Source organism: Epilithonimonas tenax DSM 16811, assembly GCF_000428485.1.
In the GTDB taxonomy this organism is placed as follows: domain Bacteria; phylum Bacteroidota; class Bacteroidia; order Flavobacteriales; family Weeksellaceae; genus Epilithonimonas; species Epilithonimonas tenax.
Map to the genome: position 1 here is coordinate 98364 of NZ_AUAA01000008.1, position 24868 is coordinate 123231.

The window sequence follows — 24868 nt, forward strand, 5'->3', positions numbered from 1 at the left end:
AAATTTTTAAAATCTTACTTGTAAATTTACGAAATAGGAACGCCCTTGTGTATACCAATACTTCGGACCAAATAGTGTTTGACTTCTATTAAAATCTTCCTGGAAACCATCAAACTTAACATTTCTAGTTTGTTCGAAACCTCCTGTAATATATTTAGTATTGTCAAAAATATTATTTACACTCGCTGAGATTAATAAATAATATTTGCCAATCAACCAAGACTTACCAACGTTTGCATTAATGAAATATGCAGCTGGCAATTTATTTGGTGCCAATAATCTTCTCAATTCTGCATCATCCGCACCTACATAAGGCGTACCGGAGTTGCTGTTCTGTAGAAAACTCTGTGATCTTAGCAAAGCGGAAGGATCCAGGTAGTTGTTGTCCAGGTAGTTCCAGTTTGCTCCAACCCACCAGTATTTTGGAGAGCTGTATCTGAATCCCGCAGAGAATGCCATCTGAGGTGTTCCTCCTTGTTTGTAATCTTTGAGATTCGATTTCCCGAAATCTACAAAAGACTGTCCGTTTCCAAAAACCCCGATCGCATCAGATGCAAAGTAAACATTCGGATCGTTGCGATACGTGTATTGTCCGTAGCTGGCAACACCTTGTAAAGATAGAGTTGGTAACAATTTATAATCTACTCCAAGTTCTGCCCCGATATTTCTTTTCTCAACATTAGACATTACCTGAGTTACAAAAGCACTCTGTATATACTGTCCGCCCGTGTTACTATCTGTGGTACCTCCAGTTATAGAATTGTCAATCTGAATACCATCTGCAAAGAATCTCTGAACACTTGTTTCGTTTTGAGTATCAATCAAATAGACGGAAGCTCTGATTTTGAACAGTGGCGAATTGATGACATAACTCAAATCATTGGCGTTAACAACCGTATTTTTGATATTAGGAGCAATAGATGCGTTAAGTCTAGGATTGATGAAAAGATCCTCTAGATATGGTGCTTGAGAAAAGAAAGAACCATTATAAACCAAGAAGTTTCTTCCATTGATTTTATAAATAATCTGACCTTTCAGCCCAAAATTCCAGAAGTCAAAATCCTTACTTTTTCCGAATGAGTCCTTGTAGAGATAATGCTTGAATAATCCTTCTCTGCTGGAAGTTGAGTAACCTGCAAGACCTGATACAAACACATCAAATTTACCTTCTGAGAATTTGAAACCAGGATTTACTTTTACTTCCTGCCTTCTGAAGATATAGTTATACAGCAATCGATCGCCTTCTTTTTTAGCAATATCCGTTTCTCCTTCATTGTATAATGCAGAAGTACCAGGATTATTAGTTGCTGCAAAAGGATCTCTATTGAGTACAAAATCTGCTCCTAGTAGATCATTCACCTCTCTGTAAAGCTCAGATCTGTAGTTCTGATATGAGATGTTCAACATGAACTTGGACTTGTCTGTAAAATTATAGGTGTAGTGCGTTGCCGCGTTCCAAATCTTATCGTCGCTTACGTCATTAACCTGATAATAAAGTGCTCTTTTGCCCGTTACACCATATTGCGAAATAGGAGCCTGTCCCTTATTTGCTGCATAGAGTCTGTTCCAGTTGATTTGCGTTACATTTGGGTCGCCATTTTGCCAAGCCGCTTTTGAGGTCTGGTAAGCATCTCCTGCTGCAAGATAATTGTTGGAATTAGGATCCCAGACGAATGCCTCGGGATTCAAAGATCCGAAATAACTTGGAAGGTTTCTGTAATAGGTAGGGGAAGGATTTGGTACACTTTGCCAATCTAGCCTAGATCCTTTGTCTTTACCAAACTGGTAAGAAACGGAAGTCCATAGATTGGAATTTTTATTGATCTTCAGAAAATCCTGTAATTGGAAAAGAGGTTGAAATGTTTTTCTAACTCTTTCATTCCTTTTTTCACCATCTTGCCAACCCCAGTAAGAATTGTAATGTACACCTCTGTAATCGTAAACTTCTTGTGTGTTTGGACTAGAAGTGGATCTTCTCGTAGGTGCTGCAAAAGCGTTGAAAGTAATGGTGTGTCTGTCGCTGATTTTTTTCTCGACACCCAAGTAGGTTCCATAAGCATCATAGAAAGTACCTTCTTGGATCCCTTCTTCTGCCCATCTTTTTGCTCCCATTAATGTGAAAGCCCATCCGCTTTTTGACATCCCAGACGTGTATCTCAAAGAGACTCTTTGTCTGTAATTTCTATTGGTAATAGAATAAACCGCCTGGAAGCCTTTTCTGTACTCGCTGGCTTTTGTGTTTTTATAAACCACACCGCTAGATCCTCCAAATGCATACTCTGATGGAGAATGGTTGGAAGCAATCTCCGGGTATCTTACAATTTCATTAAGACCGCCCCAGTTAGAAAAATCTACATTGCCATTATCAGATTTTACCATAGAAACACCATTCAGCATGTTTTCAGAAGTTCTTCCGTCTACACCTCTCGGTCGGAACCAATAGGCACCTAGGTCAAAACTTGCAATTCTGTTGAAAACATCCTGAGAAGATTGTAATAATCCAACTGTTGAAGATTGGCCTCCGCCTTCTTCATCGCCATTGTCTAGGATTGCAAGCCCTTGATCAGCACCGGTTAATGAAGAATAAAGGGTAATGACCCCCAAGTCTTTTCTTTTCTCTGTGGTGATATCAAATTCCAAAGTTTTCGTTTCGAAATTGGATTTTGATACCACAATCTGATAATGTCCGGTTTTCAAATCTACAAACTGGAAATATCCAATTTTGTCTGCCGAAACACCATTACCTTCTCCTTTTAGATCTACTTGTGCTTTCTCGATAGGTTTCCCATCAGCATCTTTCAGGTATGCAAAAACCGTAGTCTGCGCATAATAAAATGATGCTGGAAGCATTGTGAATAAGGAGATTAATGATAGTTTTTTAATCATAAATCAATTAGGTTTTGTTTGCTCTTTTTTCTAATATACAGTCCGTTATACACGGAAGGCAAATGTAAATAAATTTTAGATAATTAATACTTTTTAACATTTTATTTATTTTAACAAATTATCAATTATTTGCAACATCACTGCTCATCAATAAAAACTTATCATTTTTATTTTGCGACAATCCAAAAAAAATTACTTTTGTACCCTACATGTTTTATTTATGAAACCGCCCTGTTTTGCAAAAATCGAACCTTATTTGGAACTGTCGGCGGTGCCATAAGACTATAAAAAAACAATAAAATTTGCTTATGAAAAATATTTTACGCTTGATTACTATTCTTAGTATCTCCTTAGTAGCTGCACAACAAAAAAAGCAAGTGCGTGCTGCTACCGTAGGATTTCTGAATGTTGAAAACCTGTGGGACACCGTTCGATCCGCTGATTATATAGATGGGACAAAGGATATCAGCAACCCTGCTTTCCACAGAAGTGTGCCATTGGACTCTATCAAATATCTGGAGGTTACAGAAAAAGATTATGCAGGCCCTTGGAACGACGAAGCTCTTAAAGGTAAAAAAGTGGTAAGAATCCAAGGTGGTTCTGAGGAGTTCACCCCGAAAAGTAGCAAAAACTACGATGATAAGATCTATAAACAAAAACTGGCAAACGAGGCAAAAGTCATCTCAGAAATGGGAAGAGCTTACACCAACACGGCGCCTGTGGTGATCGGTTTGATAGAAGTAGAAAACCGTCAGGTGATGGAAGATCTTGTAAAAGAACCGGCCCTTGCAAAATATGATTACGGCGTTGTTCATTATAATTCTTATGATTACAGAGGTATAGATGTGGGCTTCATCTATCAGAAAAGAAGATTTTCCCCATCCAAATCTTGGAAAAAAGAAGTGAAGATCTTTGGAAGCGAAGGAAAAAGAGAGTACACCAGAGACATTGTGGTAATGACAGGTTTTCTAGACAACGAGAAAGTCGCATTTTTTATCAATCACTGGCCATCCAGAAGAGGTGGAGAAGCCGCTTCACTACCAAAACGTAACGCTGCTGCTGCAACATTGAAGCAAGTGATGGACAGCGTAAAAGCCTTAGATCCTTCTACCAAAATGTTTGCAATGGGAGATTTCAATGATGATCCCGTGAGCCCAAGTTTGAAAAACTACCTGAAAGCTGTAGGTAACCCAAAAGATCTTTCAGAAGAAAACCATTACCTGAATCTGATGTATCCTTTATATAAAAATGGTGTAGCATCTCTGGCCTACCAGGATTCGCCCAACCTGTTTGATCAGATCATCGTTTCGTCCAACTTATATGCACCAAAAAAAGAAGTAAGAAAAGATTACACCGTTTTCAAAGCAGAGGTATATGCGCCGGCTTATCTCATTACAAAAGAAGGCAATTTCAAAGGATATCCGTTCCGTTCTTGGAGTGGCGACCAGTTCACTGGCGGTTATTCCGATCACTTTCCGGCATTTGTTGTCTTGCAAAAAGACCCAACACCTTAATACCATTTATTTAATATATAAACCGTTTCAAATTTTTGGAACGGTTTTTTTTGTTGAATCAAGGTTGTATTTTTTAGAGCAGCTATTTGACTTTGTCGAAACTGCTTTTTGAAAATGGATATGCCCGCTTTTCCGCCTGTAGTTGATCCTGAGCTGAGCGAAGTGGAAGGGTTTTCGCTCATTTTTCGCCACAGCTTTCCCTTAAAAAAAATGAACTCTACCCAGCTCGGGCTGCGAGAGATTCGACTTTCAAAGCCCAGTTTTAAAATAACTTACGTAACTTAGACATTCTCAGACTTTACAAATTAGTTTCGGTAAGAATATGCTGAATTTAGAACATTAGTAAAAAAAATTAAAATACCAATAAACATATCTTGACCATGAAAAATATAATCGCCATCGCCATATTTTCTGCCTTCACGTGGTCCTGCGCAACAAGCTCAAAACAGCCAGCAGTAGACCAAAAACCAGCCATCGCTGCCCAAAAGAAGGCAGACTCTGCTGACGAGTGGGAAGTTACCGTTTTCGATGCTGGGTATGAGACCTTTGTTGCAACAAGAGTGCAACCCATATCGATGTTTACAGAAAGCAGCCTGAAAGCCAGGAATGTGATTTTGGTTAACGAGTGGAATTCCAGATTCTATGCCGGAATCAACCGTAATTTTTACGAAGTCGCTATAGATTATGATCCTTCGGAAAAATACGGCTTGGATTTCGAATACAGGATGTACCAATTCTTTGCCTATTGTAATTGGAAGTACGGCATCCAATTCACCGGATTACGTGGCATTGATAAAGTTAAATAGTAAAAGGTTCAATGAGAATTTTCATTGAACCTTTTACCTGTCATTTCAAATTAAATGTGTTGATTTAATTTCTAACGTCTAAAATCTAAATTAAGAGATGCCTTCTTCCTCTCCTTTTAGCTTTTCAGCATTTTCTGCCATGATGACCGCGTCTATCATTTCAGAAATATCACCATTCATGTAAGCATCCAAATTGTACATAGACTTGTTGATCCTGTGATCTGTGACCCTTCCTTGTGGGTAATTGTATGTTTTGATCTTTGCAGAACGGTCACCTGTAGAAACCATCGATTTACGTTGAGCCGCAATATCACCAACAGATTTTTGAACTTCGATATCATATAACTTGGTTCGCAGCATTTCCATCGCCAACTCTCTGTTTGCCAACTGAGAACGTGCCTGCTGACAAACAACGACCATCCCGGATGGTTTGTGTGTCAACTGGACTTTTGTTTCTACCTTGTTGACGTTTTGTCCACCAGCACCTCCGGAACGGGAGGTTTGCATCTCGATATCTGCGGGATTCAGTTCAAAATCAATTTCTTCTGCTTCCGGCAAAACAGCAATCGTAATAGCCGATGTATGCACACGTCCCTGAGATTCTGTTTCCGGAACACGCTGAACACGGTGAACGCCGGATTCAAATTTCATAATCCCATAAACGCCTTCGCCTTCCACTTTCAGGATCAGTTCTTTGTAGCCCTTTGTAGATTCGCTAGAATCTGTGATCTCGTGCTTCCATCCTTTGGTTTTGAAATACATCGCATAGGCTCTGTAAACGTCTTCTACAAAAATCGCCGCTTCATCACCACCAGTTCCTGCACGAAGTTCGACAATGACGTTTTTGTCATCGGTAGGGTCTTTCGGGATCAGGAGAAACTTTAGCTGTTCTTCAAATTCTGGAAGTTTATCCATGGCTTCATACTTCTCCTGCTTGGCCATTTCTACGAATTCTTTGTCAGAACCGTCTGCTATGATCTCGTCAGATTCTGCAATCGTATCAAGGGCACCTTTGTATAAATCAAATACTTTGACAATCTTTCCCAGATCGCTGTATTCTTTGTTGAGTGTGGAATATCTTTTTTGGTCCGTGATCACATCTGGCTGGATGATGAGTTCTGCAACCTCATTATATCGTTGTTTTATCGCTTCCAATTTTGGAATTAATGACTTAGACATATAAAAATTTTAAAGTGCAAAGATAGCTTTTTGATATTATTAATGTAAACAAACTGTTATCAGCTTTTCAGTGAGTCAAAAAATTAAGTTGCCGAAGCATTTTCTTTGATGATTGCCAATAATTTTTCTGCACTCAGAATGCCCATTTCCAATCCGCTGTGTTTTTCATATTCGAAGAGCGGATGAAGATACGGCGGGATAACACCCTCACTGATGGCTACCACTTTTTTCTGCGTGAGATCAATGTTCCTCATTTGCAACACCGGATTGAGCCCAAGGAGTGTTTCGTCACTCATTGCAAAAAAACCGTCGATCTTTTCCAAACCATCGGTTTCCAGTAATTTTTCTTTTGTTTTATAGGAAGAATCAGCGAAAATGTAATCGTAAGAAATTGTAGGATATGCACGGATGATTCTCTCAAATCCTTTTTTCCGGTTGATGGTAATGTCCAGCTGCTCATCACCATATATAGCCAAAATGTTTTTGCAGCCATATGTGACTAATTTTTCTGCACATTGCATAGCTGTTTGTTCACTATCAAAGATGACCTGCGGATACTGATCCTGAGAAAGGCTTTTATCAAAAAGAACGATAGGGATCTTCAAGTCATTGGCAACGCAGAGGTGATCCAAATTTTTGGTGTTTTTGCTGACAGATATCAAGATGCCTTCTACGTTGGAGTTACAGCAGATCTCCATATTTTCTTTCTCCTTATCAAGGGATTCTTCTGAGGACAAGATAAAAACCTTAAAACCTGCTTTCGCGAGTGTTTTTGAAATCCCTTCTATCACTGCCGGTATAAAAAAGAGAGACATCTGCGGGATGATGAGACCAATTGTTTTTGATGATCTTTTTCTAAAATTGACAGCAAAATCGTTTGGACGATAATTTAGTAATTCTGCGGCTTCCTTGACTCGTAGCTTTACTGCATTGCTAATATCCGGATGATTACTGAGTGCTCTGGACACTGTAGAAATGTTAATTTGGAGCATTTCTGCTAGATCTTTTATCGTAACTCTTTTCATTTTGGCATTTGAAAGTAAAATTCGGGAAAATATAGTGATATTATTAGGATAAAATTTTGTTAATAAATGTTAAATTAAAAGCTTGTAAAAGTTAAATTTTGTTAATTATTTTAAAAACTTACCAACCGCAAACGTTTGTGCAAACGATTGAAATTAATCTTAAGTTCATACAGGGTTTACAAAAGATTTTTATGTAGCCAAATAAAATACTTTTAGCAAAACAAAACTCACCATTATGAAAATAAATATGACTAAAAAGTTATTGATTTTCGGGACATTCAATGTTGCTGCATTTATGTTTTCCCAAACTACTGGTAATGATACTATTTCAAAAGACAAAACCATTGATGAAATTGTTATTACAGGAAACTCCAACCCCAAATCGTCTATCAAGACCAGCACCTCCATTTCTACATTGAAAATGAAGGATATCCAAAATGCTGCTCCCAGAACAACAGCAGAAATCTTCAGGACGATCCCAGGAATACGGTCAGAATCTTCTGGAGGAGAAGGCAACTCCAACATCACGGTAAGAGGCGTTCCTGTTTCTGCGGGTGGTTCCAGATATCTATTGATCCAGGAAGATGGGCTGCCTGTGATGCAATTTGGAGATATTGCGTTTGGCACCCAGGATCAGTTTACAAGATTTGATTCCTTCGTTTCTAAAGTAGAGGCTTTGAGAGGTGGTTCTGCTTCTGTCTTTGCGAGTAACTCACCTGCGGGAATCATCAATTTTATTACAAAAACCGGTGAGATACAAGGTGGTAGTCTTACGCAACAGGTTGGACTCAATTATAAAAACTTCCGCACAGATTTTGATTATGGTACATCTGTAGGAAATGATACTTTTATCAGTGTCGGTGGGTTTTACAGAGTGGGCGACGGTCCGAGAAAAACAGGATTCAACTCCAATAGTGGGGGACAGTTCAGGATGTCTCTTCTTAAAAAATTCGAAAAAGGAAGCTTCCGGGTCTATACAAAACTTCTGGATGACAGAACAGCGGCATATATGCCAATGCCTGTTGGTGTATCCGGAACGGACAGCGATCCAAATTGGAATTCTCTTTCTAATTATAATATCCTCACAGGTGCCTTGCAAACCATCAATCTGATGAAAGACAGAACCATGGGCGGCGATGGTAATATCTTGGATAGCAATATTTCCGATGGGATGCATTCTGTTTCCAAAGCTATTGGTGCAGAACTGAATTATGATCTTGGAGAAGGTTGGAAGCTTGAAGAAAAAGCAAGATATACTGCAAATAACGGACAGTTTATTGCGCCTTTCCCGGCAAATGTTGGCAGCGGGACAGACATATTATCCACCGTTACAGGATTCGCCAAAGCGTTCTACGCAGGAACCAATACGGCTGTTGATATGAATGCGAATTACATGAAGATCCATTTGTTCAATGTGAAACTGAATAATTTTAACAACTTCTTTAATGATTTTAATATCAGCAAAAAGTGGGATGGCATCAAGTTGAACGCAGGTTTGTACAAAGGGATTCAAAACATAAACATGTCTTGGAACTGGAATACCTACTTGCAGGAAGTGAATGACAAGGATGCAAGACTGGTAGATGTCGTAGATGCCTCCGGAAAGTATCTGACAGATCACGGACTTCTTAATTATGGGGTGCCGGCCTGGGGTAATCTTAATCGAAATTATGATACGAAATATGATGTAACAGCTCCTCACGCCCAGATCGAAATCACAGCTGTCGACAAGCTAACTTTTGATCTTGGAGCTAGATACGATTTCGGAAAGGTCAATGGTACATTTTCAGGAGCTACAAATACCAGTGCCCCTATTGATATCAACGGAAATGGCGTTATAGATGCACCGGAAATGAGCGTTGCGACGAATGATAATATCAATATCCCGGTGAATTACAAATACGGAATTTTCGGTTATTCTGTTGGCGCAAATTACACGCTTAACAACCGCAATGCAATTTTTGCAAGAATAAGTCAGGGAGGAAGTGCTTCTGCGGACAGGATCCTATTCTCCGGATATAATTACACCAATAATAGCGACCCATCTCTGGATGCTGTGAAAGTGAATAAGGTCAACCAATTCGAGGCTGGCTATAAACTCAGAGGTGCAAACTATTTCCTAAACTCGACATTCTTCTATGCAAAAACAGTTGAAGCCAATTATGAAGTGACCACACAGAAGAAGACAGAAAACAAATACCAATCGCTAGGTCTGGAACTAGACGGATTTTATAAAATCAGCAATACCTTTGATATAAAAGCAGGTCTTACCTATACACACGCAGAAATTAAAAATGCACTGGACCAAACGATCATTGGAAATACGCCGAGAAGAACGCCCAAATTGATGTATTCTGTCAATCCAAACTTTAATGTGGAAAAACTAAGCCTAGGTCTATACCTCATCGGTAATACAAAAGCATATACTCAGGATTCTAATAAATTGACAATGCCTGGATATGTTGCAGTGAACCCATATATCTCCTATATGCTTCTGAAAAACATTTCCGTAAGCCTCAATGCAAACAATATTTTCAATACTATTGCAGTCACAGAAGCGGAGGAAGGCAGCATCACAGGTGGCAACGGCATCATCAGAGCAAGAACGCTGGCAGGTAGCAGCTATAGTATAAGTGTGAAGTTTGATCTTTAAAAAAACTGATTAAATAATTTTTTCTGTGGAATGAAAAAACCCGATTTTCTCATTCCACTTTTTTCACTAAAAAGAAGGATATATGTTGAGACATCAGGCTATTGAAATCATAAGAAAGGCCATTACCAAAGACGGGATTTTAGCATCATCAGAAAAGACAGACAACTATGCAAGAGTATGGTCCCGGGATGCTATGATGACAGGGTTTACAGGAATTCTTATTCAGGATCCAGAAATAACAGAAGCTCTGGAAAGGTCTATTCTTACCTTGGCAAAACATCAGGGACAAAGCGGCCAGATCCCTTCCAATGTCAATGTTGTGAATGATACCGCTAGCTATGGCAGTCTTGTTGGGCGCGTAGATGCTACAACCTGGTGGGTCGCCATAACTTGTGAATATTTAAAATACCGTAAAAATGATGCGCTGAAGCTGCAGCTCCGAAGCAATATAGAACTTGCTTTGAAATGTCTAGATTCATGGGAGTTTAATGCCCGTGGATTGATTTACACACCTCTTGGCGGGAATTGGGCAGATGAATATATCACTTCAGGTTATACTTTGTACGACAATGTCCTTCGCTATTGGGCAATTGCAAATGCAGCAAAAGTTTATGAAAACCTCTTATGGCAAACTCAGGCAAAAAACATTAAATTTTTAATAGAAACCAACTTTAAAAAGAATGATTCTGCCAGTTCGAAGTATCACGAGACAGCTTATGGAAAAGCGAGTGAGAAACCCTATCTGTGGGCTTCTCTCAACGCCAATGGTTACGACGAACGCTTTGACCTCGCGGGAAACGCCTTGGCAATTCTTCTTGATTTTGATGTTGATCTGGAACCATTCACCCACTTTCTGGATGGCTTAAACGCAGAGTTTCGGCATTGGATGTTGCCTGTTTTTTATCCTGTAGTTTTTCCACAAGATACAGACTGGAAACTGTTGGAAAATAACTACAGCTATCATTTTAAAAATAAACCTTATCATTTTCACAATGGTGGTTCGTGGCCTATTTTTCTTGGTTGGATATGTTACGCTTTATCCCGCAAAGATCTAAAAGACATCCCGGCAAAAATCCGATATCAGTACGAAGAACTACTGACCGCAAAGGGATCAACTTTCAAAGAATATTATACAACAGATGCACTTTTGCCATCAGGTACGGACAAACTTTGTTTTTCTGCTTCGGGATATCTATTGATGACCATTCCCCAGCCAACATAGAAGTTGAGCCTTCGTATTTGAAATTAATTAGTAAATCAAAAATAGACCAATACAGACATTTCAGTTTAGCAGAATGCCTCCAGTGAAATGTTTTGTCCCATATAAAATAATTTAGAAAATGATTGGAGATATCATACAGATCGATGAAAAACACCTGAGTACGGCAGAACAGATTTTCACTATTCTGAATACGAAAATCCCTTCTGGCAACCATAACAAATATGCCGTAGGAATTGCAGGCGAAAGTGGAAGTGGTAAGTCTGTAACCGCATACGCTGTTTCCAAGATTTTGGAAAAAAACAATATAAAAAGCGTTGTCATTCAGATGGATAATTATTTTAAGCTTCCTCCAAAATCCAATCACGAGAACCGGCTCGTCAGTATAGATAATGTAGGGACTCACGAGGTTAATCTGGACCTTCTGTCACAAAACATTCAAAGTTTTAAAACAGGAGCAGATTCTTTCGAGAAACCCTTGGTCAATTATCCTGAAAACTCTATCAGCACAGAGTTGATTTTCGCAAAAGACGTTCAGGTCGTTATTGTGGAAGGAACTTACATTCTGGAACTGGACGATTTCGATTTCAAAATATTCATCGATCGAAATTTTAAAAGCACCTACAAAAACAGGATGGAAAGAAACAGAGACGAGAAAAGCGATTTTGTAGAACAGGTTCTGCAGATAGAACATCAGATCATCAAAGCATATAAAAGCAAGGCTGATTTGATTTTGGATAATGATTATAAAGTCTTAATACCATCCGCACAATGATAAAAAAAATAATTCCAAGACTAAGTTTTTGGCAAATCTGGAATATGAATATCGGATTTTTTGGCATCCAGTACAGTTTCGGGTTGCAGCAAACCGCAATTAATCCAATTTATTCATTTTTAGGAGCGCATACAGATCAGCTCCCAATCCTTAACTTGGCAGGGCCTATTACAGGTTTGCTCATTCAGCCATTAATTGGCGCCATCAGCGACAAAACCTGGAGCCCAAAATGGGGACGCAGAAAACCATTCTTTTTAATCGGTGCTCTTTTCTGCAGTTTAGCATTGTTTGCATTTCCGTTTAGTTCTGCGATATGGATGGCTGTAGGTTTGCTGTGGATCCTGGATGCGGCTAATAATACAGCTATGGAACCCTACCGTGCTTTTATTGGCGACAAACTTCCGGAGGATCAGCAGACATTTGGTTTTCAGATGCAAAGTCTCTTTGTCGGCGCAGGAATCACATTGGCCAATCTATCTTTGTTTGTCTTTCAAAAATATTTTGGTGGTGAGAACAATCTTGGTGGTATCCCGGCCTGGGTGTATTATTCTTTCTTTCTAGGGTCATTCTGTTCCATCGTTTCTGTGGCTTGGTCTGTGTACAAAACGCCAGAGATCCCGCCAACCGATGAGGAACTAGCAACACTAAAATGGGAAAAAGAAAACAGCCATTATTTTTCACATATTACAGAGATCTTCTCATCTATCAATAAGATGCCCAAAGTCCTTTGGCAACTGGCGTTGGTCTATTTCTTCCAATGGTATGCGCTGTTTTGCTATTGGCAATTCATCACGCCAATGCTGAAAAAAACAGTCTATGGCGTCTCCGAAGCAGAGGAGCGAAAAGCCGCTGTATTTCTTGAACTCGCCCAAAAAGGCACTCATGTTTCAGAAGCCAGCCTCATGTGGGCAAAGAACATCTCACATCTTGTACAAACAGCTGTTGGACAAACCGGTTTGATGAACGGTACTTACAATTTGGTGACGATGATCACTGCTTTGATTTTGGTTCCTTTTGCAAATAGATTTTCAACCAAAAAAGTTTATACCTTTTGTCTGTTTGCAACAGCGCTGGCGCTGATGGTTTTACCATTGATCAAAAATGAATATCTGCTTCTCCTGCCTATGATTTTATTCGGAATAGGTTGGGCCGCAATTATGGGATTGCCGTATTCTATGGTCTCGCCAAGTATACCTCCGGAAAAAAGAGGCGTTTATATGGGTATTATCAATATGATGATTGTTGTCCCTATGCTGATACAGACGGTTACTTTTGGGACGATCTACAAAGAAATATTAGACAACAGCCCAGAGAAAGCCATTTTTACAGCAGGGATATTATTTGTTCTGGCAAGTATTTCTGTCAACTTTATGAATGTAAAGAAACAGTAACTACAAAAATATCAGGGAAATAAAAAATCCGCTTAAGAAAACTTAGGCGGATTTAAATATATATATTGTTTCGCTCTGAGTGCAATCTCTCACGAAAAGAAAATTGCCGAATTAATGGTGGTGTCCATGGCTTACTGGTTTTTCGCCAGCTGGTCTTTGATAGATGACCTCTACGCCTTCCTGCTCATACAGTTTTTTGTATCGCACTTCTTCTGGATCGAAATTCTTGTTGATCTTGCCGAAATATTCTGCAACACCTTCTGTTAACCAAAGTGGTACGATAAATCCGAAGAACATCAAAATACACCAAAATCCACACAAGAACATAGTGAAAAAGTAAACGGTCCATAGAAATTGGTAAGCTGGCCAAAATGCAGATAACATCATATCGCTGTATATTTTGAGCAAAAGTAGACGTTTTTATTTTATTTCACAAAATTTCTGGATTGATTTTTTTCATTTTGCTGAACTTTTAGTTTTTAGTAATTTCGTAAGGTTGTAAAAATCAGTTGAAAGTTGGTGGGAAAGATTGTAATACAAACAAATCCCCTAGCCCCGATTGCAGCGGTTACCCCACAACAAGCGTCGGGAAAAGCCTTGGCGTGAGGAGTAATAGCGAAAAGCGGGAAACAGCTCCTAAAAAAATAAATAAATATAATATAATGAGTTTCAGAATCGAAAAAGACACAATGGGCGACGTGCAAGTGCCTGCAGATAAATTTTGGGGTGCACAGACGGAGCGTTCCAGAAATAATTTCAAAATAGGGCCGGAAGGAAGTATGCCTCGTGAAATCATCGATGCATTTGCTTACCTGAAGAAAGCTGCCGCTTATACCAACGCAGAATTGGGCGTTCTTTCTAATGAAAAGAGAGATCTCATCGGAAAAGTCTGTGAAGAAATCCTTGAAGGTAAACTGTACGACCAATTCCCGTTGGTAATTTGGCAAACTGGTTCTGGCACACAATCCAATATGAATTTGAACGAGGTAGTTGCCAACAGATCTCACGTTTTGAACGGCGGAAATCTTGGTGAGAAAACTTTGGTTCACCCGAATGATGATGTGAACAAGTCTCAGTCTTCCAATGACACTTATCCAACAGCAATGCACATTGCAGCTTACACGAAAGTGGTGAAAGATACTTTGCCTGCTTTGGAAAAACTGAGAAATACGCTTGACGAGAAAGCGAAAAGATTCCAGAACATTGTGAAAATCGGGAGAACGCACCTGATGGATGCTACGCCTTTGACGCTTGGACAGGAGTTTTCCGGTTATGTAGCGCAATTGGATTACGCGAAAAAAGCGATCATTAATACTTTGGATCACCTGAAGGAATTGGCTCTTGGCGGAACTGCCGTAGGAACCGGACTCAACACACCAAAAGGTTATGATGTTTTGGTGGCTAAATATATTGCAGATTTCACCGGACTTCCTTTTGTAACGGCTCCGAATAAATTTGAAGCTTTGGCAGCGCACGACGGTATTGTGGAATCTCACGGTGCACTTAAGCAATTGGCGGTTTCGCTTTATAAAATTGCTCAGGACATTAGATTGTTGGCTTCCGGACCAAGATCTGGAATCGGCGAGATCCACATTCCGGAGAACGAGCCAGGTTCTTCTATCATGCCAGGTAAAGTGAATCCTACTCAGAACGAAGCCATCACCATGGTTTGCGCACAAGTTCTTGGAAATGACACCACGATTTCTTTTGCAGGAACGCAAGGGAATTATGAACTGAATGTTTTCAAACCTGTGATGGCGGCAAACTTCTTACAGTCTGCTCAGCTGTTGGCTGATTCTATGGTTTCTTTCAATGACCACTGTGCCGTTGGAATCGAGCCGAACGAACCGAGAATCAAGGAATTGGTTGACAAATCTCTTATGCTGGTGACAGCACTTAATACGCACATCGGTTACGAAAATGCGGCGAAAATTGCTAAAACTGCGCACAAAAACGGAACTACTTTGAAAGAAGAAGCCGTGAATCTTGGACTGTTGACAGCAGAACAGTTTGACGAATGGGTGAAACCAGAAGATATGGTTGGAAGCCTTAAATAGAAAATAGACTTTTAGACAAAAGATTATAGACAAACTCCGAGGTAATTTTCTCGGAGTTTTTATTTTTATTAAATTTCGTTGATGAATATTGATACAATTCTTGACCGCACATTTCCACTTCCAGAGCATTCGAAATCAGTTTTAAAGAATTTGATCTCTGAGATGGAGTTTCCGAAGGACAGCATCATCATCAAAGCCGGAAAAGTGGAAAAGACAATGTATTTTATTAAAAAAGGAATTGTAAGAGCTTTTGTTCCTCAAGAAAATCAAGATGTGACGTTTTGGTTTGGGAAAGAAGGTGATGTGGCTTTGCCAATGAAAAGCTATGTCGGGAACGATAATAATTATGAAAATATCCATCTTTTGGAAGATTCCGTTTTGTATCAATTGGAAATCTCAGCACTTCGGGAACTTTTCGAAACGGATATTCACATTGCGAACTGGGGAAGAAAATTGGCCGAAAAAGAATTGGTAAAAACTGAGGAACTCTTCATTTCCAGACAGTTTGGAACTGCTTCTCAACGATATCGCGAACTTTTACGAGAACAACCAGAAATTTTGCAGAGAGTTCAACTCGGTTACATTGCTTCATTTCTTGGGATTACACAAGTGAGTTTGAGCAGGACCCGAGCGGAAATTTAATTTTTTATCATTTGTATAAAAGGTTTTGGATTTCAAAAGTGAACTTTGCAGTCTTGGAATTTTTAATAAAATGAATTGGATTATTTTAATCATCGCAGGACTTTTTGAAGTCGGATTCACGTCTTGCCTAGGAAAAGCAAAAGAAACGAGCGGAACAGAATCCTATCTTTGGTATGGTGGATTTTTTATTTCCCTCATTGTGAGTATGGTTTTGCTGATGAAAGCGACGCAAAGTCTCCCGCTGGGAACAGCTTATGCGGTTTGGACAGGAATTGGCGCCGTTGGAACCGTTTTGGTTGGGATTTTTATCTTCAAAGAACCAGCAACATTTTGGCGAATCTTTTTTATTTTCACCTTAATTGGTTCTATTGTAGGACTGAAGGCGGTTTCTTCTCATTAACATAAATGCCTCAGAGATTTCTGAGGCATTTTTTTAGTTTGCTTTTTTTTAATCTTAAATGACCGAAACCTGGTCTGCAAAATATTGCTCCAGATCTCTCAAAGTTTCCGGAGAAGTTTGGATATCCCTTACCAATTCGCCTTTGTTGATGACCACGATTCTTTCGCAAACTTCTGTTGTGTGCGCCAGATCGTGACTGGAAATCAGGAATGTAGAATCCGAATTCTGAGACCAGTTTTTGATTAAATTTTTAAGTTTAATTTGAGTCGATGGATCCAGATTCGCAAAAGGTTCATCAAGAATAATAATTGGTGGCGTTCCGATCAAAGCACCAATGATGCCAACTTTTTTCATATTGCCTTTGGAAAGATCACGGATGTATTTTTTTGCATTCAGGATCTCACCGTTGAAGAAGTCGTTGAAGTTTTTCAGGAACTCGTCTACATTGGCTTTGGTTTGTCCTCGCAGTTCGCCAAGGAAATAGAAATATTCTTCGGGCGTTAGATATCCAATTAGAAATGTTTCATCGATGAAAGCACCAACTTTGTTTTTCCAGTTTTCGGATGTGTTGACGTTTTCATTATCAATGGAAACAAAACCGGAAGTTGGTTCAATCAAATCTAAAATTAAACTGAATAAAGTCGTTTTTCCAGCACCATTATTGCCAACCAAGCCAATGGTTTGACCTTTTTGGAAATCAAGGTTTTCGATGCCTAAAACCTTTTTGCTTTCGTAAATTTTGGAAAGGTTATTGATTGTGATCATTTTTTTTTAGAGATTGGGAGTGAGAGTTAATTTCCTTTGAAGGCTTTAATGGTAGAATATTTTTCTTTCTTGTAAAGTTTGACGATGAAATCAAAGAATTTTTCTCGAAAAAGAAAGCCAATCAATCCAAGAGCAGCCAAACTAGCAACCGCCGCAGCTGTTCCAAATAAATATGTTGTAGCACCGAAAACCGCCATTGGCAAAACCATTTGTGGAAGAATCAAAAGGATGTTTTTGAAACTGAAATTGTTCTTTTTCCCCATGGCCTTGCTTCTGGAATTGAGGTCAACAGGATTTTTATTAAAAGCACCAGATAACAGAACGATCTGAGAATTGACGCCCATATTATAAAGTCCGCCCGCGAGAAAGGTGAAGTATAATTCCCAACTCACAAACGCATATGCAACGGCCAAAACCATACTCACAGCAACTGCGCTCACGATGAGCCACCATTTGGCTTTAAGGTATTCTTTGTAGGGCACATTCAAGGTCATCATCAGCGGATAATAAGAACTGTCGAATGACGGAACTCTTTGTCCAAACATAAACAAAAATCCTCCTGTGACGAACAAACCCATAAACAGCTGCATATAAGCGGTTTTGTATGTAGGAGAACTGAACAGAAGCAAACCGTAAAACAAGAACAAGAAACTACCCAAAGCAATCGATTTTGCCGCCTTGCTGCGCTTGATCATTCGGATGTCATTGTTGATGAAGGTGCCCAGAACGCCGTATTTATTAAGGAACTTGATGCTTTCTGTCTTTCCCACGTCCTGCTTCATTTCCAGACCTTTGTCCAGGTAGAAGTTTTCTTTGATGAATTTTTTAACGATGAAGAACCCCATCAACATCACCAAAATGGGAACAATAATCGTCCACCAATGGTTGTAAAATTGAATAAAAACAGATTCTGAAAATGAGGACAATGAGATGATCTTGTAATAATCCAAACCTGCAAATGCAAGCAGGACGGCTCCGATCATCCAGACCACCAAGTCTTTTCCATTCAGAAGTATATTGAGAAAATTACTGCAAAAACTTAAAATGATAACCGCAAATATCCAGGCAAAACTCCCTGAGACCGAGTGAGCGTTGTAAAGCAAAATCACCAAAAGCGGAATGTAAATGAAAAGTCCGCCCCAACTGAAAAATGAGGAAAAGGTCTTTCCAATCATATAGTTGACGAGCGTACTTTTCCTGATATTCATCGTCAGAAATGGTTTGATGTTCTGAGTCGGCATCTGCTGGAAAAAATATCTGATAAAAAGATCAGCCACCAGCCAATAAATCAAATACTTGCTGATGAAAGAAACCGGATCAATATGCAATTCTTTTTTCGGAAGAAAATAAGCAAGAAAAGCAATCCCAACAAACAGAGCCATCAAATAAAGCATTCCCAAAAGCTGGAAGACCTTCACGACGATGTTGCCTGCCAATGAACTGGACCTGAAAAAACTTTTGAATTCTAGATTGATAAACCGTTGCAGCATAAGAGAATTAGTTTGGTTAAATTTAATGAATTTAGAATTTGATAATGTTTCTATCTATTAAGTTCACTTATCCGCAGAAATGTTACAGAAATGGTAGAAATATAAATTTACTAACATTAAGATTGTTTTGAATAAAGGATTTGAATCAATTGTGAATAATTTTGTTAACATCTTGATCGTCGAAAAATTCTAAAAAAACTATCTTTGTACAATGGCACAGAAGGATACATTATCGAGTTTGATTCACGGTAATTTTGCAAAGGAACTCTCTATTTCGGATGGCAAAATGCCGCCCAATGCATTGGATTTTGAAAAAATAGTGATCGGAACTTTTCTAATTGACAGAAAAGGACTCGACCATTCCATAGATCTATTGACAGCTGAGGTCTTCTACGACCCAAGGCATCAGACGATCTTTGCAGCGATTTTAAAATTATACGAAAGCAATTCTCCCATCGACTTGATGACGGTTATTCAGGAACTGAAAAGAACTGAAAAATTAAGTCTAGGCGGTGGTGATCACTATATTATTGATTTGACGATGGGCGTAAGCTCATCTGCCCATATAGAATATCACGTGCGTGTGATCCTGGAAAAATTCATTCTAAGATCATTAATCAACGTTTCTGCCAATGTGATCGACAGTTCTTACAAAGAAACCACCGACGTTTTCGAATTGCTGGATAAAGCCGAGCAATCCTTCTTCGAGATCACAAACGGAACCATCAAAAAAGGTTTCGACACAGCCAATTCATTGGTAAAAGAAGCGATTGAAAAGATCAAATCTTTGAAAGATAAGGAAGGCTTATCAGGTGTTCCGTCCGGATTTACCGCTCTGGACAAAGAAACCGGAGGCTGGCAAAACTCAGACCTTATCATCATTGCGGCTAGACCTGCGATGGGGAAAACGGCCTTTATCCTATCAATGGCGAGAAATATCTGCGTGGATCACAACATTCCGATGGCGCTGTTCTCGCTGGAGATGGCATCTGTACAGTTGATCACAAGGATGATCTCTTCCGAAACCGGCATCTCTTCCGAGAAACTGAGAAAAGGACAAATGGCGGATGAAGAGTGGCAGAGATTGTTCACCAACGTTTCTGCATTGGAAAATGCACCACTTTATATCGATGAAACACCTTCACTTTCCATCTTCGATTTCCGTGCAAAATGTAGACGACTGGTAATGCAGCATGGGGTGAAGATCATTATGGTCGATTACCTCCAGCTGATGACGGCAAGTTCCGGAAAAGGCGCAGGAAACCGTGAGCAGGAGATTGCGATGATCTCCCGATCTCTAAAAGCGATTGCAAAAGAACTGAACGTTCCGGTCATTGCACTTTCGCAGCTGTCCAGAAGTGTGGAAACACGTCCGGGAAAAAGACCGATGCTTTCTGACCTCCGTGAATCTGGAGCCATCGAGCAGGATGCGGATATCGTTTCGTTTATCTTCCGGCCAGAATATTACAAGATTGCCGTTTGGGATAATGACGAAGAAGGCGCAGAATCCAGCACAGAAAATCAGGCTGAGATCATCATTGCAAAACACAGAAATGGTGCTACTGCTGACGTGCGCCTGGCTTTCCACAAGAACATTGGTAAGTTTGCCGATCTTGGAACCAATTACGAATACACACCTTCCAGTTTTGGGCAGAAAGATGAACCCTCAGGTTTTGACAGAATTACGATCACCAGCGATCCACATTCGGCTTTTGGACTTCCGAACACCAATAATAATCAGGTTTCTGGTTCTGCGATGAATGATGATGAGGATGATTTTGCTTTTTAATTAAGTTTTAACGCAAAGGCGCAAGAAACTTAATCGAAGATCGTTAAGTCGCAAAAAGGAAATCAAAACAATGGTATTCTTATTTCAAAAAACGTTCAAAACTTGCAACTTAAAGCAGTCAATTTTTAATCTTCTTGCAACTTTGTGATATCAACTTCCCCAATTTAATTTTAAATCTATCTTTTGAGTTTAAGAATCGAAATCTATACAGACGGCGCCTGCAGTGGAAATCCCGGACCTGGCGGTTACGGCATTCTGATGCGCGTTCCAGACAAAAAATACCAGAAAACCTACTCCAAAGGTTTCAGAAAAACCACCAACAACCGGATGGAACTGATGGCAGTAATAGTTGCACTTGGAAAATTGAAAAGTCCCGACAACGATGTCCACGTCTTCACCGACAGCAAATACGTTGCGGACGCGATCAACCAGAAATGGATCTACGGCTGGATCAAACGGGGTTGGAAGAATGTCAAAAACCCAGATCTGTGGAAAGGTTTTTACACTTTATACCAACTTCACGAACCCAAATTCCATTGGATCAAAGGCCACGCCGGTCATCCTGAAAATGAGATCTGTGACCAATTAGCTGTCACTGCAGCAAAATCCGGAAAGCTGGAAGTTGATGCTTATTTTGAAAATCAAAGTGAGGGCGGATTGTTTTAAATTCTAAACATTCCAAAAATCACGATCCAGACTTCTGTATTGTATGGCTTCCGATATATGGTCGCCCTGTATATTTGCAGAATCTTCCAGATCGGCGATGGTTCTGGCGACTTTCAAGATCCTGCTGTAAGCTCTTGCGGACAGATTGAGCTTCAACATGGCTGCTTTTATCAATAATTGTGAATACTCATCCAGTTCGCAATGTTTTTCCATTTCTTTGGATCCCATTTGTGCATTGTAATTGATGTCAGAATCCTTATATCTCGCATTCTGGATATCTCTTGCTCTATTGACTCTTGCTCTGATGCTTGCACTGCTCTCGCCTTTTTTCTTCTCCGTCAGTTGTTCATATTCCACCTTTGAAACTTCGATATGAATGTCGATTCTGTCGAGAAGTGGTCCAGACAGTTTATTCATATAACGCTGCATTTCCATTGTGGATGAGGTGTTGTTTGGATCATCAGGAAAATAACCGCTGGGACTGGGATTCATACTGGCTACGAGCATAAAACTTGCAGGGTATTCTATGGTGAATTTGGCCCGCGAAATGGTCACAACGCGGTCTTCCAAGGGTTGTCGCATCACTTCAAGAACTGTTCTTTTGAACTCGGGCATTTCGTCCAAAAATAACACGCCATTGTGTGCTAAGGAAATTTCTCCTGGTTGCGGATAACTGCCACCGCCGACTAGCGCTACGTCCGAAATCGTGTGGTGTGGCGAGCGGAAAGGCCGAATTGTTATTAATGAAGTTTCTGCTCCCATCTTTCCTGCCACAGAATGGATCTTTGTCGTTTCCAAAGATTCTTTGAGACTAAGCGTCGGTAGTATGCTGGGCAAACGTTTGGCAATCATAGTTTTTCCGCTTCCAGGTGAACCTATCAGTATAATGTTGTGACCACCTGCCGCCGCCACTTCCATCGCTCGTTTGGCGGCTTCCTGACCTTTGACCTCATCAAAATCAAAAGGAAAATGATCTACTTTGTCCTGAAATTCTTTTCTTGTATCGATCTCGAATTTTTCTAAAGGCAGATTTTCATTAAAAAAATCTATGATTTCCTTTATATTATCAATCCCGTAAACATCCAACTGGTTGACGATGGCGGCTTCTCTGGCGTTTTTCTTCGGAAGTATGATGCCTTTGAAACCGTCTTCTCTTGCTTTTATGGCAATTGGCAGTACGCCACGGATTGGTTGTAAAGTACCATCTAGCGAGAGTTCTCCCATAATGATATAGTCACTGAGGTTCTCATATTTAATCAGATCTGAGGCGGCTAAAATCCCCAATGCAATACTTAGATCGTAGGCAGCACCTTCTTTGCGAAGATCTGCCGGAGCCATATTAATGGTAATCTTCTTTCCAGGAATTTTGAAGCCAGAATTCTTGAGTGCGGCGGAAATCCGATAGCTGCTTTCTTTGATAGCATTATCAGGAAGGCCTACCAAATGGTAGCCAACACCTTGGTCAACATTAACTTCTATGGTGATAATCTGTGCAGAAACGCCATGAATGGCAGCACCGTAAATTTTGACAAGCATTTGTGTTTTCTTTTACCAAAAATAAAAAAAACTCTTTGATGAAAACCAAAGAGTTAAATGTTTTTTGAGAAAAATGCTTATTTACATAAAGCGTTCACCTTTCTTCAGGTTTTTAAGATCAAGCACGTAATCTTTGATCAGCTGATCATTGTCGCGTGGACAGATTAATAGTGCTTTTTCTGTGTCTACAATGATGTAGTTTTTAAGGCCATCAATTACGGCTGCTTTGTTCTGGTTTTTTATTCTGATCACATTTCCTTTGGAATTGTAGGTCAGGACGTTTTTAGAACTGATCGCGTTGTTATCGTCATTTTTATCAGCATTGGTATAGACGGAGGTCCAGGTTCCAAGATCGCTCCAGCCAAGATTGGCAGGGATAACATAGACGTTCTCTGCCTTCTCCAGAATGCCGTTATCGATAGAGATTTTACTCACTGTCGGGTAAATCAAACCGATACATTCTTGCTCTGCTTCACAATTGTATTCGCAACTGTTGAATTGATTGGCCATTTCCGGAAGGTATTTTTTGAAAGCAGACAAGATGCTTTTCACGCTCCAAACAAAGATTCCGGCATTCCAAAGAAAATCACCAGATTCTATAAAACTTTTGGCTATTTCTAGATTGGGTTTTTCAGTGAAGGTTTTTACTTTGGAGTAATTCTCATTATTTTCCTGTATAAACTGAATGTAACCATAGCCTGTATCTGGTCGTGTGGGTGTAATGCCCAAAGTGACGAGATAATCATGTTCTGCAGTGAGTGTGAATCCCAGTTCTACTTTTTCAAGAAAAGCTTTTTCCTTCAGTATCAGGTGGTCAGCTGGCATGACAATGATGCTGGCATTCGGATTGACTGCTTCTATTTTTTTTGCCATAAAGAGGTTGCAGGCAGAAGTGTTTTTCATTGCCGGTTCTCCTACGATATTGTTAGCTGGGATATCAGGCAGCTGCTGTTGTGTAAGCTCTACATACTCTTGGTTTGTAATGACATAGATGTTTTCTTTGGGGATCAGCTGATTGATTCTGTCAAAAGTCTGCTGAATCATTGTTCTCCCAGTTCCTAAGATGTCGTGAAACTGTTTTGGGAATTTTTGGGTACTCATTGGCCAGAATCTGCTTCCGATTCCACCAGCCATTATCACACAGTAATTATTGTTCTTCATTTATGATTAGTTTTTCGACCTTTGCTAAAGGACGGAATAAATATTTCTTTGCGTTTTTTGAATTGATGCAAAGATATAACTTTTTCTTTTTTTCCAATAGCTGGTAATCTTCGCCTTTATAACGAAATTTATCATTTGTTAATAAATCTTCAACAAAAACAAGATTTTCGTCTGGATTTTCGATGTGGAAATAACGAACCAGTTCTGGACTTGCCATAAAATTGGCTTTCGGATTTCTGGAAAATCTCAAAATGATGGGTTTCAGATCATCGGTATAGAGATCAATACTCTCCAATAGCATTGCTGAAAATGTATCTTTCCATTCTTTACCATGGGCAGTGATGCGGTTGCTAAAATTTTCAAAAGCAATAAGATGCGCCAACTCGTGAGTGAGTACAAAGAAGAAAAGTTGCTTGTCCAGAGTAGAATTTACGGTGATCTGATGGGACTTATCCGGCAGTTTCCTGTAATCGCCTAACTTGCTATTTCTGTTCTTCGTAATTTTGATGTGAATATAATAATCCGAAAACCATTTTTTGAGAAACGGAAACGCGTGATCAGGAAGGTATTGGTTTAAAACATTAATGGACATCAAGAATAAATGATTATTTTACAAAAATAGACATTCAAATGATTTAATACTACATTAACCCGTAGTGCATTATAAAAAAGGTTACTCATAATACGAAAATTTCGTATATTGTATTGACTATCAATCTAATACGTTATGAATAACCTAGATGCAATTTACGATTTTATTTTAAAGGAATTAAGAAAATTAACCATCAAAGAAAATTTTTATTTCAAACCAATTAAACCAAAATTATCTGATTTAGAGCTCATTGCAATAAATATTTCTGCGGAATATTTATCGATAGATTCAGAATATCAGTTGTTTAGATACCTCTCTAATT

21 protein-coding genes and 1 pseudogene are annotated in these 24868 nt (G+C 39.4%); 12 read left to right on the plus strand and 10 right to left on the minus strand.

The annotated features are described in order from the left end of the window. Positions 1 to 6 precede the first annotated feature (6 nt). Positions 7 to 2886 (minus strand): carboxypeptidase-like regulatory domain-containing protein, encoded by a 2880-nt coding sequence (locus F564_RS0105890; protein ID WP_028121805.1) that lies wholly within the window; start codon positions 2884 to 2886, stop codon positions 7 to 9. A gap of 308 nt (positions 2887 to 3194) precedes the next feature. Between F564_RS0105890 and F564_RS0105895 the strand changes: the two genes are divergently transcribed. After that, positions 3195 to 4400 (plus strand): endonuclease/exonuclease/phosphatase family protein, encoded by a 1206-nt coding sequence (locus tag F564_RS0105895; protein WP_028121806.1) that lies wholly within the window; start codon positions 3195 to 3197, stop codon positions 4398 to 4400. Here the strand turns inward: F564_RS0105895 and F564_RS0105900 are convergent. Continuing rightward, the gene (locus tag F564_RS0105900) at positions 4397 to 4582 is read right to left on the minus strand and encodes a hypothetical protein (protein ID WP_028121807.1); all 186 of its coding nucleotides are present in this window, start codon (positions 4580 to 4582) and stop codon (positions 4397 to 4399) included. The genes F564_RS0105895 and F564_RS0105900 overlap by 4 nt on opposite strands. A gap of 198 nt (positions 4583 to 4780) precedes the next feature. Here F564_RS0105900 and F564_RS0105905 point away from each other — a divergent pair, with 198 nt between their 5' ends. Beyond that, positions 4781 to 5206, plus strand: coding sequence for a DUF6146 family protein (locus F564_RS0105905; RefSeq protein ID WP_028121808.1), 426 nt, complete (start codon positions 4781 to 4783; stop codon positions 5204 to 5206). A 90-nt stretch (positions 5207 to 5296) separates the two neighbouring features. Here the strand turns inward: F564_RS0105905 and prfA are convergent, their stop codons facing one another. Together prfA and F564_RS19855 are read right to left on the minus strand one after the other, a co-directional pair. Next, positions 5297 to 6385 (minus strand): peptide chain release factor 1, encoded by a 1089-nt coding sequence (prfA, locus tag F564_RS0105910; RefSeq protein WP_028121809.1) that lies wholly within the window; start codon positions 6383 to 6385, stop codon positions 5297 to 5299. 83 nt (positions 6386 to 6468) lie between these two features. Then, entirely contained in the window at positions 6469 to 7410 is a 942-nt protein-coding gene (locus F564_RS19855) for a LacI family DNA-binding transcriptional regulator (protein WP_051259581.1), read from the minus strand. A 247-nt stretch (positions 7411 to 7657) separates the two neighbouring features. Here F564_RS19855 and F564_RS0105920 point away from each other — a divergent pair, with 247 nt between their 5' ends. From F564_RS0105920 to F564_RS0105935, 4 genes are all read left to right on the plus strand, one after another. Then, entirely contained in the window at positions 7658 to 10063 is a 2406-nt protein-coding gene (locus tag F564_RS0105920; RefSeq protein ID WP_228373869.1) for a TonB-dependent receptor, read from the plus strand. An 82-nt stretch (positions 10064 to 10145) separates the two neighbouring features. Continuing rightward, the gene (locus F564_RS0105925) at positions 10146 to 11285 is read left to right on the plus strand and encodes a glycoside hydrolase 100 family protein (RefSeq protein WP_028121811.1); all 1140 of its coding nucleotides are present in this window, start codon (positions 10146 to 10148) and stop codon (positions 11283 to 11285) included. Between the two features lie 118 nt (positions 11286 to 11403). Continuing rightward, complete coding sequence (locus tag F564_RS0105930; protein WP_028121812.1) at positions 11404 to 12057, plus strand: uridine kinase family protein; 654 nt, start codon at positions 11404 to 11406, stop codon at positions 12055 to 12057. Next, positions 12054 to 13448: an MFS transporter gene (locus tag F564_RS0105935; protein WP_028121813.1), complete on the plus strand. Its 1395-nt coding sequence runs from the start codon at positions 12054 to 12056 to the stop codon at positions 13446 to 13448. Before F564_RS0105930 ends, F564_RS0105935 begins: the two co-directional genes overlap by 4 nt. A 111-nt stretch (positions 13449 to 13559) precedes the next feature. Here the strand turns inward: F564_RS0105935 and F564_RS0105940 are convergent, their stop codons facing one another. Beyond that, complete coding sequence (locus F564_RS0105940; protein ID WP_028121814.1) at positions 13560 to 13835, minus strand: hypothetical protein; 276 nt, start codon at positions 13833 to 13835, stop codon at positions 13560 to 13562. 275 nt (positions 13836 to 14110) lie between these two features. On the opposite strand from F564_RS0105940, the gene fumC reads away from it, so the two are divergent. From fumC to F564_RS0105955, 3 genes are all read left to right on the plus strand, one after another. Then, positions 14111 to 15505 (plus strand): class II fumarate hydratase, encoded by a 1395-nt coding sequence (gene fumC / locus F564_RS0105945; RefSeq protein WP_028121815.1) that lies wholly within the window; start codon positions 14111 to 14113, stop codon positions 15503 to 15505. Between the two features lie 81 nt (positions 15506 to 15586). Next, positions 15587 to 16147 carry a Crp/Fnr family transcriptional regulator gene (locus tag F564_RS0105950; RefSeq protein ID WP_028121816.1) on the plus strand — a complete coding sequence of 187 codons (561 nt, stop codon included), beginning with the start codon at positions 15587 to 15589 and terminating at the stop codon, positions 16145 to 16147. 70 nt (positions 16148 to 16217) lie between these two features. Further along, complete coding sequence (locus tag F564_RS0105955; protein ID WP_028121817.1) at positions 16218 to 16547, plus strand: DMT family transporter; 330 nt, start codon at positions 16218 to 16220, stop codon at positions 16545 to 16547. Positions 16548 to 16601: 54 nt separating this feature from the next. On the opposite strand, the gene F564_RS0105960 is transcribed toward F564_RS0105955, so the two are convergent. Continuing rightward, positions 16602 to 17312 carry an ABC transporter ATP-binding protein gene (locus tag F564_RS0105960; protein WP_028121818.1) on the minus strand — a complete coding sequence of 237 codons (711 nt, stop codon included), beginning with the start codon at positions 17310 to 17312 and terminating at the stop codon, positions 16602 to 16604. A gap of 26 nt (positions 17313 to 17338) precedes the next feature. Then, positions 17339 to 18802: a DUF5687 family protein gene (locus F564_RS0105965; RefSeq protein ID WP_028121819.1), complete on the minus strand. Its 1464-nt coding sequence runs from the start codon at positions 18800 to 18802 to the stop codon at positions 17339 to 17341. Positions 18803 to 19013: 211 nt separating this feature from the next. On the opposite strand from F564_RS0105965, the gene dnaB reads away from it, so the two are divergent. Both dnaB and rnhA read left to right on the plus strand, forming a co-directional pair. Next, positions 19014 to 20591: a replicative DNA helicase gene (gene dnaB / locus F564_RS0105970; protein ID WP_028121820.1), complete on the plus strand. Its 1578-nt coding sequence runs from the start codon at positions 19014 to 19016 to the stop codon at positions 20589 to 20591. Between the two features lie 183 nt (positions 20592 to 20774). Further along, a complete protein-coding gene (rnhA, locus tag F564_RS0105975) occupies positions 20775 to 21257 on the plus strand; it encodes a ribonuclease HI (RefSeq protein ID WP_028121821.1) in 483 nt (160 codons plus the stop codon). A gap of 3 nt (positions 21258 to 21260) precedes the next feature. Here rnhA and F564_RS0105980 read toward each other — a convergent pair whose 3' ends face one another. The 3 genes from F564_RS0105980 to F564_RS0105990 form a co-directional block, all read right to left on the minus strand. Continuing rightward, the gene (locus F564_RS0105980) at positions 21261 to 22793 is read right to left on the minus strand and encodes a YifB family Mg chelatase-like AAA ATPase (RefSeq protein WP_028121822.1); all 1533 of its coding nucleotides are present in this window, start codon (positions 22791 to 22793) and stop codon (positions 21261 to 21263) included. 81 nt (positions 22794 to 22874) lie between these two features. Further along, positions 22875 to 23954, minus strand: coding sequence for a mannose-1-phosphate guanylyltransferase (locus F564_RS0105985; protein ID WP_228373870.1), 1080 nt, complete (start codon positions 23952 to 23954; stop codon positions 22875 to 22877). Then, positions 23941 to 24546: a SprT-like domain-containing protein gene (locus F564_RS0105990; RefSeq protein ID WP_028121824.1), complete on the minus strand. Its 606-nt coding sequence runs from the start codon at positions 24544 to 24546 to the stop codon at positions 23941 to 23943. Before F564_RS0105990 ends, F564_RS0105985 begins: the two co-directional genes overlap by 14 nt. Before the next feature lie 135 nt (positions 24547 to 24681). Between F564_RS0105990 and F564_RS0105995 the strand changes: the two are divergent. Then, positions 24682 to 24868, plus strand: a pseudogene (locus tag F564_RS0105995) (IS982 family transposase); the annotation flags it as partial.

Coding starts and splice junctions, on each gene's coding strand:
- F564_RS0105990 (WP_028121824.1), bottom strand. CDS start 24,546: ATGTCCATTAATGTTTTAAACCAATACCTTCCTGATCACGCGTTTCCG.
- F564_RS0105935 (WP_028121813.1), top strand. CDS start 12,054: ATGATAAAAAAAATAATTCCAAGACTAAGTTTTTGGCAAATCTGGAAT.
- F564_RS0105905 (WP_028121808.1), top strand. CDS start 4,781: ATGAAAAATATAATCGCCATCGCCATATTTTCTGCCTTCACGTGGTCC.
- F564_RS0105890 (WP_028121805.1), bottom strand. CDS start 2,886: ATGATTAAAAAACTATCATTAATCTCCTTATTCACAATGCTTCCAGCA.
- F564_RS0105955 (WP_028121817.1), top strand. CDS start 16,218: ATGAATTGGATTATTTTAATCATCGCAGGACTTTTTGAAGTCGGATTC.
- F564_RS0105895 (WP_028121806.1), top strand. CDS start 3,195: ATGAAAAATATTTTACGCTTGATTACTATTCTTAGTATCTCCTTAGTA.
- F564_RS0105950 (WP_028121816.1), top strand. CDS start 15,587: ATGAATATTGATACAATTCTTGACCGCACATTTCCACTTCCAGAGCAT.
- F564_RS0105900 (WP_028121807.1), bottom strand. CDS start 4,582: ATGAGCGAAAACCCTTCCACTTCGCTCAGCTCAGGATCAACTACAGGC.
- F564_RS0105940 (WP_028121814.1), bottom strand. CDS start 13,835: ATGATGTTATCTGCATTTTGGCCAGCTTACCAATTTCTATGGACCGTT.
- F564_RS0105925 (WP_028121811.1), top strand. CDS start 10,146: ATGTTGAGACATCAGGCTATTGAAATCATAAGAAAGGCCATTACCAAA.
- dnaB (WP_028121820.1), top strand. CDS start 19,014: ATGGCACAGAAGGATACATTATCGAGTTTGATTCACGGTAATTTTGCA.
- F564_RS0105985 (WP_228373870.1), bottom strand. CDS start 23,954: ATGAAGAACAATAATTACTGTGTGATAATGGCTGGTGGAATCGGAAGC.
- prfA (WP_028121809.1), bottom strand. CDS start 6,385: ATGTCTAAGTCATTAATTCCAAAATTGGAAGCGATAAAACAACGATAT.
- F564_RS0105965 (WP_028121819.1), bottom strand. CDS start 18,802: ATGCTGCAACGGTTTATCAATCTAGAATTCAAAAGTTTTTTCAGGTCC.
- F564_RS0105930 (WP_028121812.1), top strand. CDS start 11,404: ATGATTGGAGATATCATACAGATCGATGAAAAACACCTGAGTACGGCA.
- F564_RS19855 (WP_051259581.1), bottom strand. CDS start 7,410: ATGAAAAGAGTTACGATAAAAGATCTAGCAGAAATGCTCCAAATTAAC.
- F564_RS0105960 (WP_028121818.1), bottom strand. CDS start 17,312: ATGATCACAATCAATAACCTTTCCAAAATTTACGAAAGCAAAAAGGTT.
- F564_RS0105980 (WP_028121822.1), bottom strand. CDS start 22,793: ATGCTTGTCAAAATTTACGGTGCTGCCATTCATGGCGTTTCTGCACAG.
- F564_RS0105920 (WP_228373869.1), top strand. CDS start 7,658: ATGACTAAAAAGTTATTGATTTTCGGGACATTCAATGTTGCTGCATTT.
- fumC (WP_028121815.1), top strand. CDS start 14,111: ATGAGTTTCAGAATCGAAAAAGACACAATGGGCGACGTGCAAGTGCCT.